The organism is Butyrivibrio sp. NC2002 (assembly GCF_000702265.1).
Classification (GTDB): Bacteria; Bacillota; Clostridia; order Lachnospirales; family Lachnospiraceae; genus Butyrivibrio.
On sequence record NZ_KL370881.1, the window covers coordinates 186,622 to 206,718 of the forward strand.

A 20,097-nucleotide genomic window follows, 5' to 3' on the forward strand; every position below is an offset into this window, starting at 1 on the left:
TTCTTTGGAGGTTATTTTTTATGTTCAAATTTGTTTACGGACCGTCAGGATCGGGTAAAAGTCATTATATCCAGGAAGAGATCATAAAAAGGAGTATCGATAATCCGAATAAGAATTATCTTATTATAGTTCCGGATCAGTTTACGATGCAGACTCAGATGGATATTGTGAAAATGCATCCGAGACATGGCATTATGAATATAGATGTACTTAGCTTTTCCAGACTTTCTCACCGCATCTTTGAGGAGATATCGGTTGAGACAGGAAGTGTCCTTGATGATATGGGTAAGAGTCTTGTACTTAGACACGTTGCGGAAGATATCAAGGATAAGCTGCCAATCATAGGCTCCAATATGCACAAAATGGGATATGTTGACGAGGTTAAGTCTACAATATCCGAGTTTATGCAGTATTGTATTGAGCCCGATGACCTGGACAAGCTAAAGGAGATTTCAAAAGGCAGGGGAGCTCTTTGTGCCAAACTCTCAGATCTGCAGCTTCTTTACAGCGAATTCAAATCCTACATAAAAGACAATTATATAGCTCAGGAGGAACTTCTTAACATTCTCTGCAGGATTCTTCCGGATTCTAAACTGATAGCCGGCAGCACTATAGCTTTCGATGGATTTACCGGTTTCACTCCCGTGCAGTATCAGGTTATAAAGCAGCTTCTTAAGCTATCTGAGGAGGTTGTCTTTTCATGCACGCTGGGAGATGATGAGAATCTCTACGAATACAGAAAAGAGTCTGAGCAGGATCTGTTTCTTCTGAGTAAAAAGACAGTCCATGACCTGTTAAGGCTTGAATATGATAACGAGAAAGAGGTAAATGCATCCAATATGCCTGATTTCGACAGGTGGGCGTATTACAGAAAAGAAAACAATTCCGATATAAGGATCATATCCTCTGAAAAAAGCAGACATTCTGGTAATCCTGAGCTTGCATTTCTTGAGCAGAATCTATTTAGATATTCCAATAAAAGCTATGACGGCGACTGCCGAAGCATAGCGATATTGGAGGCAGACACTGTTCAGGAAGAGGTGCTCATGGCATTTTCCAAGGTGCGCGAACTTATAAGGCAGGATCCGACGCTTCACTATAGGGATTTTGCTATAGTCTGCGGAAGTCTCGACAGATATGAGCCTATAATTTCCAGGCAGGCGGACAAGACAGGTCTTCCTGTTTACATCGACCAAACAGGGGCGATTAAGCTCAATCCTTTGATCGAACTGATAAGAAGCGCCCTGAAAGTAGTATATGAGCGTTATACCTATGAGTCTGTTTTTCACTATTTAAGAAGCGGTTTATCCGATTTTTCAAGAGAAGAAGCGGATAAGCTTGAAAACTATGTCCGCTCCCTTGGTATCAGAGGGAAAAAGAACTGGGAACAGCCATTTTCTCAATATCCCAAGTATATCAAGAGAAAGCTTGAGCTTAAAGATGACAGGCAGTCACAGGAAGAAGCGGCTGAGTATCTCGAAGAAATAAACGAGATGAGACTAAGACTTGTAAACAGTCTGGCTCCTTTGTTTGAATGTGAAGGAAAAACGGTAAGAGATATTTCGGTTTCGCTTTATGCTTTTCTTGAAGAGAACAGAGTCGAGGAAAAGCTTGCCGTTATGGAGCAGGAGTTTAGAGATGAAAATGATGAGATAAGAGCAAAAGAATACGGGATCATCTTTTCAAAGGTTATAAATCTGCTTGATCAGGTTACAGGACTCCTTGGGAATGAACCGATCGAACTTAAGGAATACAGCGATATTCTTGATGTGGGATTTTCTGACATTGAGATAGGCACGATTCCGCAGAGCGTGGATAAAATCGTGGTGGGAGATATAGAAAGAACCAGACTTAAGGAGGTTAAGATATTGCTGCTCCTTGGAGTTACAGATGATCTTATCCCCAAGAACGCGACAGGAGGCGGAATAATATCCGATATAGAAAGGCAGTTCCTTATAGATTCGGGGACGGACTTAGAGCTTGCGCCGTCACCAAGGCAGCAGATGTATACTCAGAGATTGTACCTGTACATGAACCTGACTAAGCCTTCCGACAAGCTTTTTATGTCATTTGCGCATCTTGACAGTGAGGGTAAGAGCATCAGACCGGCTTATCTTATAGGTAAGATCAGAACACTTTTCCCTTCGGTTGTTGTAGAAAAGGCAGATCCGTCAAAGCTTATCCAGACTACGGAAAACGGAATTGATTATATAGCTTCCAATATACAAAACTATGCTCTTGGCTATATGCAAAAGGAAGAAGAGCAGGAATTTTGCGCGCTTTTCCATGTTATAAATGAGGCGGGAGGAAAGAGCAGGCAGCGCCTTGCAAGGATGCTTGAAGCAGCGGGCATGAACTATCATCATAAGCCGCTTACGGATGCGGTTGCGTCCATGCTTTACGGAAATACTCTTGTAAACAGTGTCAGCAGACTGGAGAAGTTCGCGGAGTGCTCGTATGCACATTTCCTAAGGTATGGTCTTGGGATAAGCGAGAGAGAAGAGTTTTCTTTTAGCAGATCGGATCTCGGTAATGTGTTCCATGGCGTACTTAAGGATTTTTCTGAGAATCTGAAAAAGGAGAATCTCGACTGGTTTTCTTTTTCACCGGAGCAGGGCGAACGGATATTGAATTATACTCTTGATGATTATGCAAAAGAATACAGCGGCAATATACTTGGAAGCTCTATGCGCAATGAATATGCGCTTGAGAGGATAAGAAGGATCCTTCTTAGGAGTGTTGACACGCTTCAGTACCAGTTGTCAAAGGGCTCATTTGTTCCAAAGAGCATGGAGACTGCCTTTGACTCTGTCGGTAATATAGATGCGATAAATATTGACCTTACAGAGGATGAGAAGAGCAGTATCAGGAAGAAAATGAGACTTACCGGAAGTATCGACAGAATTGATACCTATGATGATGGCAGCCATGTGTACGTTAAAATTATTGATTTTAAGTCCGGAAGTAAGAATTTTGATTTGTGTGCGCTTTACTATGGCTTGCAGCTCCAGCTTGTAATGTACATGAATGTTGCAAGAGGTATGGAGGAAGCGGTAAATCCCGGAAAAGAGGTTATTCCCGCAGCGATTTTGTATTATCACATAGATGACCCTGTACTTAAAGGAAGCGATGTTGATAAAGAAAAAGAAGACGTTGATATCAATAAACTTATCCGCAAGGAGCTAAATAATAAAGGTATTGTTCGTGAGGATAAGGAAGTTGTCCGGATGATCGACAAGGATATAGTTGATAAATCTGATGTCATTCCGGTTGCCCTTTCCTCAAAGACCGGTGAATTTTCCAAGCAGGGAAACAGTACGATGACTGGAGAGGATTTTGACTTTGTATCCGAGTATGTTACAAGGCTTATAAGAAAAGAAGGCAGACAGATAGTTTCAGGGGATATCAATGTTAATCCCTGCACACTTGGAGACAGGGATGCTTGCAAATACTGCAAATTCAGATCTATTTGCGGATATGATGAAAACATTCCGGGCTTTTCCAAGACAGAACTAAAAAAACTTGATGACAGTCAAATAATAGAAGAGATAAAAAGAGAGTGTATTTAAATGGGAGTGGGATTTACTAAGGAACAACAGTCTGTAATTGATGAGAGAGGATCTAATGTCCTCGTTTCTGCAGCGGCAGGATCCGGAAAGACAACGGTTCTTGTAGAGAGGATAATACAGAAGATAACAGAAGATAACGGAACAAGCATTGACAGATTGCTGGTCGTTACTTTTACTAAAGCTGCAGCCGCTTCTATGAAGGAAAAGGTATTAAATGCTATTCAGAAAAAGCTTTTGGAAGAACCTGAAAATGAGCACCTTCAGAAGCAGGAGACTCTCGTTCACAGTGCGCAGATAACAACAATTGACTCATTTTGCCAGTACATTATAAGAAACAACTTCAATGAGATCGGACTTGATCCCGCATACAGAGTTTTGGATGAAGGAGAGAAGAAACTCATTATGCAGGATGTTTTGGAGGAACTTCTTGAAGAAAAGTATGCTCAAAAGGATGAGGCATTTATCGAGTGCATGAATTATTTTGCAACAGGAAGTGATGACAGTGCGGTCGAAGGCTTTATACTGCAGCTCTATGACTATTCAATGAGTATGCCCTGGCCGGAGAGGTGGCTTAAGGAGCGAAGCAGAGACTACAGAGTAGATGAGGATAATTTTGAGCAGCAGGAATTCGTCAGAAAAAGTAAGGAGAGCATAGCACATTCTCTTATTGAATGCAGGGACAAGATGGCACTTGCGGTATCAGTATGTGACGAAGGAGATGGCCCTCATATGTATGGCAAGCAACTGGAAAATGAACTTGACGTTTTTCAGGGAATTATCGATAAACTCGGGATTGAATCAGAATCAGGATTTGTTGCGGACAGTGTATCCTTTGATGAATTAAGATCGATGATCTTAAATATTGATTTCAAGAGATTGTCTGTAAAAAAAGATGACTCTGTAAATACTGATAAGAGAGAATACGTAAAAGCACTCCGAACTGAAGTAAGAGATAAAAATATCAAACAGATCAAAGACAAGTTTTTTTCAGAGGATAAGAAGACAATAATAAAACATATGGATATGGCGGCAGGTCCTGTGGAGGAACTGTGTAACCTGGCACTTCTTTTTAAAGAAAAATTCGATGCGAAAAAAAGAGAAAAGGGTGTAATTGACTTTGGTGATATGGAGCATATGGCTCTTGATATCCTTGTAAAACAGGATCCTGAGACCGGAGAAATACTTCCGACAGCTGCGGCACAGACTTATCGGGAATATTACGACGAAGTAATGATAGATGAGTATCAGGACAGTAACCATGTTCAGGAATTTTTGCTCAAAGCTGTTTCGGGAGAAGAGATCGGCAATTACAACAGGTTCATGGTTGGTGATGTCAAGCAGAGCATTTACAAGTTCAGGCTTGCAAGACCCGAGATCTTCATGGAGAAGATGCAAAGATATAAGTGGGATGAGGGCGAGAAAGAGAGAAAGATTGCCCTTCACAATAACTTTAGAAGCAGGAACCGTGTTCTTGACAGCGTAAATTATATCTTTGAACAGATAATGGGCAAGGATCTTGGCGGTGTATCTTATGATGAAGATGCTTTTTTGAGAACCGGAGCTTCTTATCCGGAGGCTCCTGCTGATATGGCAGATGCATTTGATACAGAGTTTTTATTTGCAGATACAGGAGATGAGAAGTCCAAGGATGCAAGGGTTACCGAGGCAAGACTCATTGCAGCAAGAATCAATGAACTTAGAAAGACCGGCATTGTAACAGATAATAATGAGTTCAGACCGGTAAAATACAGCGACATAGTCATCCTTCTGCGTGCGCAGAGTGGATGGGATAGTGTTTTCAAGAAGGAATTGGAGGATCGCGGGATTCCTGTATATGTCGAGTCGAGAACAGGTTATTTCTCGGCTGTTGAAGTTGTTACGATCCTTAATCTTCTTAGAATTCTGGACAATCCTCTGTGGGATGTGCCGATGGTAAGTGTCATGCATTCGGCTATAGGTGGATTTTCAGATGAAGAGCTTGCGATAATCAAGGCCTGTGACAAGAAGGTAGAGAAGCGGATCTATGACGGAGGGTCTTTCTACGAGATACTCTTTAGAAGCAGGCTTGCAGAAGATCATCCGGATCTATCGCAGAAAGTGTCTGATTTTATAGACATGATCGATGACTTTAGAGATAAAGCGGTTTATTTACCTGTAAATGAGCTCATTAGATATATTCTGGATTCAACGGGATACAAAGAGTATTGTGCTGCCCTTCCCGGAGGCGAAAAGAGACTTGCAAACATAGATATGCTCATCGAAAAGGCAGCTGATTTCGAGAAAACAAGTTATCGCGGAGTATTTCACTTTGTCCGTTATATAGAAGAGCTTGCAAAATACGAGGTCGACTACGGTGAAGCAAATACTCTTGATGAAAATGCAGATGTTGTAAGGATAATGAGTATACATAAAAGTAAAGGTCTTGAGTTTCCGGTTGTTTTCCTTGCGGGAATGGCAAAGAATTTCAATTTTATGGACACAAGCAAGCCACTGTGTCTCGATATGGATCTTGGCATAGGAACATACGGCTTTGATGTTAAAAACAGGGTTAAGTATGTAACACTCAGAAAAAGCACAATGGAAGACTGCATGAAAAATGACATAATCGCCGAAGAAATGAGAATTCTGTATGTTGCTATGACAAGAGCTAAAGAAAAGCTGATAATGACAGGACAGGTTTCTTTCTCAGAGGGTGAAAAAAGAAAAGCTTCCGATTTCAGACTGATACTTCAGAATCTAAGTAAATTAAGTGGGAGAAAAGAAGTTAAAGGGATACAGTCATATCTTCTTCCGTTTTACAGGAGAAAAAGGGCAACATCTTATCAGGATCTAGTGCTTTTAGGACTTGCCCGTCATCCTGCTTTTGCTAAGCTCTGCAATGAGGTGTGCCCGGGCGAAGCGCAGATATCTCTTGATGACATGGATACAGAAGATGCCGGTTATTCACCTAAGAAAGTCCCATTTATTTTGAGAGTTGTAAGCGATGATGAACTGGTAGCCGGGGAACTTAAGAAGGAAATATCTCATGAAATAAGACTAAGCAAACTGACTTCTCCTGCAGCAGAGGACATTGGCTGCGATACAGAGTTCTTTAATGAGAGGTTTAACTTTAAATATGCATTTGAGAATTACAATAAGCTCTTTGTAAAAACCACCGTTACCGAGCTTAAGAAAGAAAAGCTTCATGAGGCATCTGAAGGAACAAGAGAACTTATTGAGGAAGATAAGAAGATAGTGCCGGCTTTTATTGGAAATAAGGAGGAGCTTAAAGGCGCTGCCAGAGGAACTGTCTATCATAAGATTATGGAGCTTTTGTATGAAGATGGGAGTGAGAGCCCGGAGAAAAAGATTCAAAATATCAGTGGCTGGCTTGAAAGCCTTGTTACAAATAAGCGAATAGAAGCGGGGGACATTGACTGCATCAATCCGGCAGATATCATCAGGTTTTATAATTCCTCTGCGGGGCAGAGAATGAAGGATGCCTTCTACAAGAAGAGGCTCTACAGGGAATCGCCATTTATGATGGGACTTGAAGCTTCAAGAATCGACAAAGAACTCCCGGAGGGCGAGCTTGTGCTCATTCAGGGAATCATCGATGTTTGGTTTGAGGAAGACGATGGACTGGTACTTCTTGACTACAAGACAGATAAAGTAAAGGAAGGGTATGAGCTTGTAAAGAGATATGCCCTTCAGCTTGATTACTATCAGGAGGCTCTTGAGAAAATAACCGGTAAGAAGGTAAAAGAAAGGATTATTTACTCATTTACCCTTGGAGAAGTGATAAATTTGTAAGAAGTATCTTGACTTTTTTATAGAAAAGGCTTTAAATGATTCTTGCAGTTAAATATTTGCTAGGGGAGCTTTGCTGAGATGGACTCGTTCCGACCCTCATTACTTGAACCGGGTAATACCGGCGTAAGGAAGCATTTCTGATATGTTTTATGTAATTATATCAGATTACTTTATGAGCGATGAGATAAACCTCCCTTGGCTATCAAGGGAGGATTTTTTTATGGAAATTTTTTTACAGAGGGCAGAAGACACTTATGAGATAACAGGTGCAGGCTATGGGTTATTTATCGCACTTCTTATCGTATCTCTTCTGGTTGCATGCATGTTCACAGGGCAGGACAGCAAAAAACATTTTTCAGTTAAACAGCTTGTATTTGCAGCTATGGGAATAACCCTTGCGGTTGTAACATCTATGATAAAATTTTTGGAACTTCCAATGGGCGGATCTATAACTTTGTTCTCTATGTTCTTTGTCACATTTGTTGGTTATCTGTACGGACCAAGGGCAGGTCTTACATCTGCAATAGCTTATGGATTTCTGCAGCTTATATTAGGACCTTATATCATCAGTATTCCTCAGCTTATCTGTGATTATATTCTTGCATTCGGAGCACTTGGACTTTCAGGATTCTTTGCAAATGCAAAACACGGAATGATCAAGGGCTATATTGCAGGATGCCTTGGAAGACTCTTCTTTGCAACTCTTTCAGGTGTTATCTTCTTTGGTCAGTATGCAGCAGATTACGGAATGAGCCCGTTTGCATATTCACTTTCATATAATGGAATCTATATTGGAGCAGAGATGATCTTTACAATTGTGATTATTAGTGTTCCTGCAGTACACAAGGCACTTAATAAGGTTAAGGTTATGGCTAATGAAAATGAGATCAGGGAAAGACTTTCCCTTGTCTGATCATATGTAAGAAAGTCATATATTCCTGCTTTTTTCTCAGGAAAGCGGAAGCTATGATATCAAAAAGGCGTGGTGCATTTGATATATGTACCACGCCTTTACTAGTGCGCCAGAAGGCGCATGTCTTTCTTTTGTAGGTAGTATTCTTAAACGCTTTTTTATAATATCTGCAAGAGTTAAAGAATCTGAATGCCGTATTTTTCAGCTTCATTTGCTTCTTCTTCTGACCAGAGAGAACACTGAACTTCACCAATGTGTGCTTTTCTTAAGAAGAAAAGGCAAAGTCTTGACTGACCTATACCACCGCCAATCGTGTAAGGAAGTTTCTTTTCCAGTATTGCTTTTTGGAAAGGCAGCTCTGCTCTGTCAGTACATCCTGCCTTCTCAAGCTGACTCTTTAATGAATCCTCATCAACTCTTATACCCATGGATGAAAGCTCGAGAGCGATATCAAGAACAGGATAGTATACAAGAATATCACCGTTCAAAGCCCAATCATCATAGTCCGGAGCTCTTCCGTCATGTCTTTCACCTGAAGCAAGGACGTCTCCGATCTGCATGATAAACACTGCACCCTTTTCCTTAGTGATAAGATATTCCCTCTCTTTGGCAGTCTTGCCGGGATACATATCCTCAAGCTCCTGAGAAGTAATGAAAAATATATCATGAGGAAGTATTTCTTCTATATAGTCATACTGGATCGACATATACTTTTCTGTTTTGCGAAGCACCTTGTATATTGTACGAACTGTATCCTTCAAAAAATCTATATTACGATCTTCTTTGCTGATTGCCTTTTCCCAGTCCCACTGATCAACAAAAACAGAATGAATATTGTCCGGAACCTCATCTCTTCTGATGGCATTCATATCTGTATAGAGACCTTCGCCAATCTTGAAACCGTATTTCTTGAGTGCATAGCGTTTCCACTTGGCAAGAGAATGAACGATTTCTGCCTCGCGTTCGTTTTCATTTTTTATATCAAAAGCAACAGGACGTTCAACACCATTAAGATTATCATTAAGTCCTGATTCGGGCGCTACAAATAAAGGCGCGGTAACTCTGAGCAGATTCAGACTTTCAGACAATGTATTCTGAAAAAAGTCCTTAACAGTCTTAATTCCAACCTGAGTGTCGTGGAGATTAAGTGCGGATTTATAATCCTTTGGGATGATAAGATTTTCCATAATGTCTCCTCCTCGTATATTATGTATTGGCACGATTGCTCCGCAATCCTGCCCTATCGGTCGGAACCATTCCAAATCATGACTTCGTCATGATGGTTCCTCCCTTTGGCTTTGGATTCAGAGATGGTTTTCTGACTCTTTTGCCGAAATAATTATTCTCTTTTTTTTGTTTTTACGCTCTTTTTTTTCAATAATATCTCCTATTAAACCGCTTTTTGCCCGTTAGCGCAAGCATTAATAAATTCTTAAGAAAATCATAAGAAAAACACCATTTTAATTTTTAACGTTTGGTCTATAATGACTCCTTAGATAGGAGATAAGAATTATGGTAAATACAGTAAAGAAAGTTATTAAGCTCAGTCCTAATCAGGTAAAAGACTTCGTGAATGCTGCAACTAAGTGTGATTTTGATGTAGATGTTGCATACAATCATTTATCTGTTGATGCAAAATCTATTCTTGGCGTGTTTGGTCTTGATTTTGCACGCCCGCTTACTGTTAGCTATATCGGATATAACCAGGAATTTGAGAACTATCTTGATCAGCATGCACTTGCTTGCTAATCAGGTTAGAAACTAAAAATGAAAAATTGAATTAAAGTGTTGAAACTCCCCATGAGATAGGATTTAATTATCTTCATGGGGAGTTTTCATATATGAAGATAATTAAAATTTCAGTCAGAAATCTGGTGGAATTTCTATTAAGATCAGGTGACATAGATAACAGAATACATCATGCCCCCGACACAGCGATGCTGGAGGGCGGCAAGATACATCGGATGATCCAAAAGAGCATGGGACCTGAATATCAGGCGGAAGTGCCTCTGTCTTATACATACACCACGGACAATTACATACTGGTAGTCGACGGGAGAGCAGACGGAATAGTCGATAACAAAGATGGCACTGCGCTCATCGATGAAATAAAAGGAACTTACAGGGATATCAATAAGCTAAAGGAACCCGATAATGTCCATCTTGCGCAGGCAAAATGTTATGCTGCAATATATGCGGGGGACAATGATCTGGATGCAGTAACAGTCAGGATCACTTACTGCAACATAGACAGCAAGGAGCAGCGATACTTTGACAGTGATTTTACAAAGGATGAAATATCGGATTATTTCCGAATGTTGCTTGATTCCTATGACAAATGGGCTAAGTATATTACTTTCTGGGAGGATGAGAGGAATTCTTCTATCAAGAAAGTTGAGTTCCCTTTTCCTTACAGGGACGGGCAAAAAGAACTGGCGGCAGGAGTTTACAGAACAATTTATCATGGGAAAAAGCTGTTTCTTGAAGCACCAACAGGCACCGGAAAGACTTTAAGTACAGTATTTCCCGCAGTTAAAGCTATCGGTGAAAGCAAGGCGGACAGGATCTTTTATCTTACAGCCAAGACAATAACGAGGACTGTGGCGGAAGAAGCTTTTGATATACTGAGAAATACGCAAAAACTTAAGTTTAAGACAGTCACTCTTACAGCCAAGGAAAAGGTCTGCTTTGAAGACAAATGCGATTGCAATCCTTCTGCCTGCAAATGTGCCAAAGGCCATTTTGACAGGATAAATGACTGTATTTACGACTTTCTTACTCATGAGGATAATTTTGACAGGGAAAAAATAACAGAATATGCCATTAAATACAACGTATGTCCTTTTGAAATGGCGCTGGATATGAGTTTATGGGCAGATGGCATTATATGTGATTACAACTATGCGTTTGATCCATTTGTGTATCTCAAACGCTTTTTTGCGGAGGGAAAACGCGGGGATAATATCTTTTTGATAGATGAAGCGCATAACCTTTTGGATAGAGGAAGAGAAATGTACAGTTCATCTCTTTATCTGGAAGAGCTTTATCTGTTCAGAAAAGAGATAGAGCTGTCACATAAGAAAATAGCATCACTTGTTGCACTGTGCGAGACAGAACTTGAAAAGCTCATTCCGAGTGATGGAAAGTATTGCCTACTTTATGATATTTCTCCACTTATGAATAGGATAATGAGACTGTATTCTGTTTTGTCATCCTGGCTTGAGGATCATGCTGAAGGGAAAAAACGTGATGAGATACTCGAATTTTACTTTAAAATATCTGCTTTTACGACTATTTACGAACTAATTGACGATAAATATGTCATATACGCTGATAATACCGAAGATGAAGGCGGGAAAATTAAGCTTTTATGTGTGGATCCTTCTGAGAATCTAGCATATTGTATGTCGAGAGCCAGATCTACAATACTTTTTTCTGCGACTATGCTTCCTGTACAGTATTACAAGAGACTTCTTGGCGGGGATGCAACAGATTACGAGCTGTATGCACATTCTGTTTTTGACCCTGAAAAGTGCGCACATCTGATAGCGAGTGACGTTACAAGCAAGTACACCAGGAGAACCGAGGAAGAATACAGAAAAATAGCAGGATACATTTCAGATATAGTCAAGGCAAAATCGGGTAATTATATGATATTTTTCCCGTCCAGGATATTTATGGATGATGTTGGAATGATATACGAAAAGGAATTCTATGATGAGGAAAACGAGGAAATCCTTGTGCAGCAGGAAGTTATGACTGAAAGTGACAGAGAGGAATTCCTTGGAAGATTTACACCGGGAAATGACATTGATTTTACCGGGATAATAAATATGGAAATAGAGGTGGAAAAATCAAAGAGTGTACTGGGATTCTGCGTTATGGGCGGAATATTCAGCGAAGGGATCGATCTGAAAAAGGACAGCCTTATAGGCGCGATCATCGTTGGAACAGGCATTCCTATGGTCTGCAACGAAAATGATATTATCAAGAATTATTTTGATGAGAATGGAGAGGATGGATTTGATTATGCCTACAGGTATCCCGGAATAAATAAGGTTCTTCAGGCAGCCGGGAGGGTGATACGAACAGAAAATGACAAAGGCATTGTTGCACTTCTTGATGAGAGGTTTATGCAGAAATCATATTATGATCTGTTCCCAAGAGAGTGGAAGAATATAAAGCTTGTATCGACCAATACGGTCAAAAGTGATGTTAAGGCAGTGTGGGAGAGACTTTGAGATTAAATATATTTGGTGAAAATCATATAAATATGGCATACGTACAAAGTAAATTGTATAATGGTTTACATAAGTATGTGGATAAATTATATTATGTTAACCAAAACAATCTTGAAATTGTCTTAATTGTTGACAAAATTTAATGGTTTTACAAACAAAAGCACGGTTGTTCTAATGGAAATGACATAAATGTCAATGTGGATAACTCTGTGGAAATTGGGGATTATCCGGAAACGACTTTTTCGAGAAGCCCATAAAACATGGTGTGAGATAGGTTTACGATATTGAGTAATTTGAATACGAAAATCAGATAATGATACTTGATCGGTCAATAAAAATATGTAAACCATTAGTAGCATATGACACAAGTGTCACCACCCCGAATCGTTGACAAAGAAAAGGTATTTGAATATTATTTATTGGTATTTAATAAAATCGACTAACTTTATTTATCTTTATAATAGAAAGAGGATTTTATCTTATGAAAAAAGAACTTGCTAAAACTTATGATCCGAAGGGTATAGAGGACAGACTCTATAAGAAGTGGGAAGATAACAAGTATTTCCACGCTGAAGTGGACAAAACAAAGAAACCGTTTACTATCGTGATCCCGCCGCCGAACATTACCGGTAAGCTTCATATGGGTCACGCTTTCGATCAGACTCTTCAGGATATTCTCATCAGATGGAAGAGAATGCAGGGATATAATGCTCTTTGGCAGCCCGGAACTGACCATGCAAGTATCGCAACCGAGGTTAAGATAACTGATGAGCTTAAGAAGCAGGGAATAGATAAGCACGAGCTTGGTAGAGAAAAATTCCTTGAAAAAGCATGGGAGTGGAGAGAGGAATACGGCGGAACGATCGTATCCCAGCTCAAAAAGCTCGGTTCTTCATGTGACTGGGACAGAGAAAGATTCACCATGGATGAAGGCTGTAACAAGGCTGTTACAGAAGTTTTCGTCAAGATGCACGAAAAAGGATATATATATAAAGGAAACAGAATTGTTAACTGGTGTCCTGTTTGTAATACCTCTATTTCAGATGCTGAGGTTGAATACGAAGAGCAGGCCGGACATTTATGGCACATCAAGTATCCCGTTATCAATGAGGACGGCACAGTAAGTAAGACTGACTTTATCGAATTTGCTACAACACGTCCCGAGACAATGCTTGGCGATACTGCAGTTGCTGTAAATCCTGATGATGACAGATATAAGAGCTTTAAGGGTAAGAAGGTACTTCTTCCTATAGTTAACAGAGAGATTCCTATTGTCGAGGACAGCTATGTTGACATGGAATTTGGTACAGGTGTAGTTAAGATCACACCAGCACATGACCCTAATGACTTCGAGGTAGGTAAGAGACATGGCCTTGAAGAGATCAATATTCTCAATGATGATGCAACTATTAATAAGAATGGTGGCAAATTCGAGGGAATGGACAGATATGAGTGCAGGGATGCTATCGTAAAAGAACTTGACGAGATGGGCCTCCTTGTTAAGATCGAAGATTATACTCACAATGTTGGTACTCATGACAGATGTGGTACTACAGTTGAGCCTATGATAAAGAAGCAGTGGTTCGTCAAGATGGACGAGCTTATTAAGCCTGCGGTAAAAGCTGTAAAAGAAGGCGAGATCAAACTCATTCCTCAGAGAATGGAGAAGACATATTTCAACTGGACAGATAATATCAGAGACTGGTGTATTTCAAGACAGCTCTGGTGGGGCCACAGAATTCCCGCATATTACTGTGATGACTGCGGCGAAACTGTTGTAAGCAGAGAAGAGCCCACAGTATGTCCTAAGTGCGGCTGCACTCACTTCAAGCAGGAAACAGATACACTTGATACATGGTTTTCATCAGCGCTTTGGCCCTTCGAAACACTTGGATGGCCTGAGCAGACAGAAGACCTTAAGTATTTCTTCCCTACAGATGTACTTGTAACAGGTTATGACATAATATTCTTCTGGGTTATCAGAATGATATTCTCAAGTTACGAACAGATGGGAACATATCCTTTCAAGACCGTTCTGTTCCACGGACTCATCAGGGATTCACAGGGTCGAAAGATGAGTAAGTCACTTGGTAATGGTATCGATCCTCTTGAAGTAATAGATAAGTACGGTGCAGATGCGCTCAGACTTACAATTGTTACAGGCAATGCACCCGGCAACGATATGAGATTCTATTACGAGCGAGTTGAAAATAGCCGTAACTTTGCAAATAAGGTATGGAATGCTTCAAGATTTATAATGATGAATATGAGTGAAGATCAGGAGAGCGCAATACATCAGGATGCGCCTGCAGGTCTTGAACCCGTAGATCATTGGATTTTATCCAAGCTCAACAACACTATCCGTGAAGTAACTGAGAACATGGAGAAGTTCGAGCTCGGTATTGCAGTACAGAAGGTTTATGACTTTATCTGGGAAGAGTTCTGCGACTGGTATATTGAGATGGTTAAACCCCGTCTTTACAACTCAGATGATAAGACTTCACACGAGGCAGCGCTTTGGACACTTCAGACAGTACTTATTAACAGCCTCAAGCTGCTTCATCCTTATATGCCTTATGTAACCGAAGAAATATTCTGTACTCTTCAATCAGAAGAAGAATCAATAATGATCTCTTCATGGCCTGTTTATAAGGAAGAGTGGAACTTTGCAGAAGATGAAAAGGCAATAGAGACCATCAAGGAAGCTGTCAGAGGAATCAGAAACGTAAGAACACAGATGAATGTAGCTCCTTCCAAAAAGGCTAAGGTCTTCGTTGTATCTGAAAAAGATGAGATACTTGATATCTTTACAACAGGTAAGCTCTTCTTTGAGACACTTGGTGGCGCTTCCGAATCTGTTTGTCAGAAGGATAAAGCAGGAATTCCGGATGATGCTGTATCAGTAGTACTTGCTGAAGCTACAATCTATATTCCTTTTGCAGAGCTTGTTGATATCTCTGCTGAGATTGAGAGACTTGAGAAGGAACAGAAGCGTCTCGAGGGCGAACTTAAGAGATCCAAGAACATGCTCGAAAATGAGAAATTCCTTGCAAAGGCTCCGGCTGAGAAGATCGAGGAAGAAAAAGAAAAGCAGAGAAAGTACGAGCAGACCTTTGAACAGGTTAAGGAGAGATTGGCACAGCTTAAAGGCTAATCCATAAAAAACTATGAGTGAAGAATTGATTAATCACATAGATGATATGCTTGAAAGAGTGGATGCCGGAGAAAGACTTGGCTTCTATGAATGTGAACATTTCGTAGAGGGCATTCCGGCATTTACCGAAAAGCATTCGGTAGAACAGACCAGGGAGTTTCTTGAATATTTGGGAAGCCCTGACAGAAAAATGCAAATCATACATGTTGCAGGCACAAACGGAAAGGGATCTGTATGTAATTACTTATCCGAGATCTTAAGGCAGGCTAATTTTTCTGTCGGAATGTTTACATCACCGCATCTTATAAAGATAACCGAACGTTTTTGTATAAACGGCAAACATATAGAGGACAATATATTTGCAGAGATTTTTACCGATCTCTTAAGACAGATAAAAAACTATAAGCCGGAAAAATATTTCCCGACTTATTTTGAATTTCTGTTCTTTATGGCAATGCTTTTATATGAAAAATATCCTGTCGATTATCTTATTCTTGAAACAGGACTTGGCGGACGACTTGATGCTACAAACAGTATCCATAGTCCGATACTTGATGTTATTACCGAAATTGGTATGGACCATATGCAGTATCTTGGCAATACCATATCTGAAATTGCCGCTGAAAAGGCAGGTATAATAAGAGAAAATGTTCCTGTTGTGCTTTACAACAGACGTGATGCCAGTACTGAGGTCATTTCCAAAAGGGCTATGCAGCTTGGCAGCAGGATATATGTGGTAGAGCCTGAATTTGCTACCGATATTCAGTTTTTGCCCGATGATAATGGTAACATTTGCATTGATTTTTCATACAAATCTAAGTATGATAATTATTGCGGTCTGCGTGTTCAGACTGTTGCAAAATTTCAAACAGAAAATGCCAGTATTGCGATAATGTGCTCAAGAGCACTGATCGATATGGGAATCGAAATTACTGAAGATGACATCAGATTTGGCCTTAAAAAGGCTAAGTGGGGCGGAAGAATGGAACTCATCCTGCCCGGCATGTATGTAGATGGTGCTCACAATGTTGATGGCATGGAGGCATTTCTTGAGAGTGTGCAGAATGTTCCGTGTAAAGGTCACAGACATCTTTTATTCGGAGCTGTTGCAGATAAACAGTATCATCTGATGATCAGAATGATACTTGAAAGTGGTCTGTTTGACAGAGTAAGCGTATCGGTGCTTGATACCGGCAGAACCGTGTCGGAATCTCAGCTCAGAGGAGCTATTAGGTCTGAGACAGAGCATATGACAAAGAAACCGGATATCCAGTTTTCTTATTATGGCAGTGTAAGAGATGCACTCATGGATATTATTACAGAGAGGAAAGCAGGCGATGTTGTTTTCGCCGCAGGATCCTTATATCTGGTTGGACAGGTTAGAGAGTCACTGGGGATCATGCCCGGTTGATATATGAGGGAGCCTTGAAATGATAAATTTTGAAAATGAACTTAAGAAGTTCAGACCCAGTCTGGAAATCGAAGATGCTGAGGAAATAATATACAATCAGGATCTTGATGATATGGCTGATGTTCTTGTTGGACTTATCAAAGATGCGAAAGTCGAAGATGCAGGACATCAGAATCGTGTTCGTTCATAAAATATACAGAGGGGAAAGAACTTCATATTATGAAATGCTATCAGTGCGGAGCAGAGTTAACAGAGCGTGATTATTGTCCTAATTGCGGTGCTGGAGTGAAAGTATATAAGCGTATAATTGCTCTTTCCAACAAATATTATAACGAGGGATTGGAACGGGCAGGTGTGCGCAATCTCTCTGGTGCAACAGAATCACTGCATCAGAGTCTTAAACTAAATAAGAGTAATATTCAGGCCAGAAACCTTTTAGGACTGGTCTATTATGAATGTGGTGAAGTTGTTGCAGCCCTTAGTGAATGGGTTATCAGTAAGAATTTAAAGCCTGACGATAATGCAGCAGACGAGTACATGGAGCTTGTAAGAAATGATCCTGCCCGCCTTGAGATGTTCAATCAGACAATAAAAAAATATAATATTGCTCTTAATCATTGCCATCAGGACAGATTGGACATGGCAGTTATTCAGCTGAAAAAAGTTCTTTCCATGAATCCGGGATTTATCAGAGCTCATCTTCTGCTTGCTCTTTTGTATTTAAATGACGGTAACTATTCTAAAGCTAAAACAGAAGCAGAAAAGAGCCTTAAGCTTGACAGCGGTAATGTTATGGCTGCCAGATACCTCAAAGAAGCTGAGTCCATGATGCTTCCGCAGGATGTGAAGAGCCATGACGATTCGACCAAGAAGGTAACCGGAAATGTAGTGCGCTACCAGAGCGGAAACGAAACCATAATACAGCCCATTAAGACCAATGTATTTACCAAAAGCGGATCTGTATGGGGAATTGTCCTTGGTATCATACTTGGAATAGCAGCTGCAAATTATTTGATCCTTCCTGCCCGTATTCAGGAAGTAAATTCAACATTCAAAGAACAGATTGGTACAATAAGTGAGGAATCTGATGCAAAATCTGCAAAGATGGGAGAATATGAACAGCAGATATCTTCACTCAATTCAGAAATAGAGAACCTGAACGAAAAACTCAGCACTTATGAGGGCGCTGATTCAACAGGTTCAGCTTCAGAAAAACTTATGAAGGCAGTGGCTATCTATCTGGAGAGCCCTGACAATATTGATGAAATAGAGGCTCAGCTTGAAGATGTAAATATCGAGACCGCCGAGGATGCTTCTGTTTCCGGATTTATGGATCTATATAATGATTTTATGACACTTGTCGGAAGCGAATTATCCTCCAGAAGCTATGCCAAGGGATATGAGGCATACAGAGAAGGTGATTATGAGACTGCAATTGCAGCACTTACAAAGGCATTCCAGTATGATGAAACCAATGTTGATGCTTTGTATAATCTGGGTAACTCCTATTATGAAAGCGGTGATACGGATAATGCCAAGAAAACGTATGACAAAGTTATGAATGATTTTGCCGATACTTCCAGTGCTACATCTGCTGAAAACAAATTGGCTGAGATAAACAATGCTACAAATTAGTACAAATATGATTAATTTTTCGGATTTATCTTTTATATTTAGATTTTTACCGATATTCCTGCTGGTATATTATGTTGTGCCGGCGGGATATCGTGCATATATTACTATTATCGGAAGTCTCTTGTTCTATGCAGTAGGAGACTTTAAAAGTCTTGGGCTTTTTTGCGCCCTCATTGTTATTAATTATTTATTTTCCATCAAGGTCAAAGAACATAAAAAAATACTACTGATAGTTCTGCTTGATGTCTCGGTGCTTATGTTTTATAAGATTATGGTTCAGATGGGTAAATTTCCATCTCTTCCGCTTGGCATAAGCTTTTTTATGTTCAAAATGATCTCTTATCAGGCTGATATGTACAAAGGAAAGATGAAGGAAATGCCCAGATTTTCTGAGGTGCTTCTTTATTTCTCATTGTTCCCGCAGGTCATATCAGGACCAATCATGAGATATCAGGATATGAAGAAAAACAGGATAATGACCGGCATGGAAGATAGATTTCTTATCTTCAGGGACAGACTTCCTATCTATCTTGGAAAAATAGAGGAAGGTCTTGCTATTTTTGTGATGGGTCTTGCGATGAAGGTTCTTATTGCAGACAGACTATCAATGATGTGGAATGATATCGGAACCATAGGTTATGAGAGCATCTCGACTCCTCTTGCATGGGCAGGTGTTCTTTGCTTTTCGCTTGAGCTGTATTTTGACTTTTGGGGATATTCTCTTATGGCATCAGCTGTTTGTGTAATGATGGGATACCCTTTTATAATCAACTTTGACCAGCCTTATGCTTCAAAGAGCGTAAGTGAATTTTACCGCAGATGGCATATGACTCTCGGTTCATGGTTTAAGGATTACGTTTACATTCCGCTTGGAGGAAGCAGAAATGGCGATTTAAGGTGCGCCCTTAATTTGCTTGTAGTCTGGCTCCTTACCGGAATCTGGCACGGAATATCACTTAATTTCTTTTTATGGAGTGGTAGCCTGCTTCTGATGATTTATTTTGAAAAATTCTTGTGGTCGAAAAATGATAAGCTTATGGCTATAGTCGGCAGGATCCATGTGCTCCTGTTTTTGCCGGTTACATGGGTTATTTTTGCTCTTACAAGTTCAAATGACTTATGTGCATATCTTCTTAGGCTTTTTCCTGTTAAAGGTCCGGGAATAGCCGTTAATCCGGGAGATTTTGGCAAGATAGCGGGTAATTACAGATATATTCTTGCTGCAGGAGTGATACTGCTTATTCCGCAGATTTTTAAATATATCTATGATCACAGAAGAAATTGGTTTGTAAGATTATTTTTGATGATACTATTTTGGATATGTGCTGTAGTAGTATCAGGCAAAGCAGGAAATCCTTTCTTATATTTTGGTTTTTGAGGAA

General features: G+C 40.1%; 11 protein-coding genes and 1 riboswitch. Of the genes, 10 read left to right on the plus strand and 1 reads right to left on the minus strand.

All coding sequences use genetic code 11. The features are described 5' to 3' along the window. Positions 1–20: 20 nt before the first annotated feature. From T543_RS11845 to T543_RS11855, 3 genes are all read left to right on the plus strand, one after another. Positions 21–3,569 carry a PD-(D/E)XK nuclease family protein gene (locus T543_RS11845; protein WP_035768764.1) on the plus strand — a complete coding sequence of 1,183 codons (3,549 nt, stop codon included), beginning with the start codon at positions 21–23 and terminating at the stop codon, positions 3,567–3,569. Further along, the gene (addA, locus tag T543_RS11850; RefSeq protein WP_035768766.1) at positions 3,570–7,361 is read left to right on the plus strand and encodes a helicase-exonuclease AddAB subunit AddA; all 3,792 of its coding nucleotides are present in this window, start codon (positions 3,570–3,572) and stop codon (positions 7,359–7,361) included. It begins immediately after the preceding gene. 51 nt (positions 7,362–7,412) lie between these two features. Continuing rightward, a riboswitch (TPP riboswitch) is annotated at positions 7,413–7,508 on the plus strand. 73 nt (positions 7,509–7,581) lie between these two features. Continuing rightward, positions 7,582–8,274 carry an energy-coupled thiamine transporter ThiT gene (locus T543_RS11855; RefSeq protein WP_035769482.1) on the plus strand — a complete coding sequence of 231 codons (693 nt, stop codon included), beginning with the start codon at positions 7,582–7,584 and terminating at the stop codon, positions 8,272–8,274. Between the two features lie 176 nt (positions 8,275–8,450). On the opposite strand, the gene asnA is transcribed toward T543_RS11855, so the two are convergent. Further along, complete coding sequence (gene asnA, locus T543_RS11860; RefSeq protein WP_035768769.1) at positions 8,451–9,461, minus strand: aspartate--ammonia ligase; 1,011 nt, start codon at positions 9,459–9,461, stop codon at positions 8,451–8,453. A gap of 325 nt (positions 9,462–9,786) precedes the next feature. Here asnA and T543_RS11865 point away from each other — a divergent pair, with 325 nt between their 5' ends. The 7 genes from T543_RS11865 (at position 9,787) to T543_RS11895 (ending at position 20,093) form a co-directional block, all read left to right on the plus strand. Then, positions 9,787–10,023: an HPr family phosphocarrier protein gene (locus T543_RS11865; protein ID WP_035768771.1), complete on the plus strand. Its 237-nt coding sequence runs from the start codon at positions 9,787–9,789 to the stop codon at positions 10,021–10,023. 92 nt (positions 10,024–10,115) lie between these two features. Further along, positions 10,116–12,515 (plus strand): ATP-dependent DNA helicase, encoded by a 2,400-nt coding sequence (locus T543_RS11870; RefSeq protein WP_035768773.1) that lies wholly within the window; start codon positions 10,116–10,118, stop codon positions 12,513–12,515. 481 nt (positions 12,516–12,996) lie between these two features. Continuing rightward, positions 12,997–15,669 (plus strand): valine--tRNA ligase, encoded by a 2,673-nt coding sequence (locus tag T543_RS11875; RefSeq protein ID WP_035768775.1) that lies wholly within the window; start codon positions 12,997–12,999, stop codon positions 15,667–15,669. A gap of 25 nt (positions 15,670–15,694) precedes the next feature. Then, positions 15,695–17,080: a bifunctional folylpolyglutamate synthase/dihydrofolate synthase gene (locus T543_RS11880; RefSeq protein ID WP_197023966.1), complete on the plus strand. Its 1,386-nt coding sequence runs from the start codon at positions 15,695–15,697 to the stop codon at positions 17,078–17,080. Between the two features lie 19 nt (positions 17,081–17,099). Next, complete coding sequence (locus tag T543_RS16070; RefSeq protein WP_035768777.1) at positions 17,100–17,270, plus strand: hypothetical protein; 171 nt, start codon at positions 17,100–17,102, stop codon at positions 17,268–17,270. Positions 17,271–17,299: 29 nt separating this feature from the next. After that, the gene (locus T543_RS11890) at positions 17,300–18,715 is read left to right on the plus strand and encodes a tetratricopeptide repeat protein (RefSeq protein WP_035768778.1); all 1,416 of its coding nucleotides are present in this window, start codon (positions 17,300–17,302) and stop codon (positions 18,713–18,715) included. Between the two features lie 7 nt (positions 18,716–18,722). Next, complete coding sequence (locus T543_RS11895) at positions 18,723–20,093, plus strand: MBOAT family O-acyltransferase (protein WP_081830088.1); 1,371 nt, start codon at positions 18,723–18,725, stop codon at positions 20,091–20,093. Positions 20,094–20,097 lie beyond the last annotated feature (4 nt).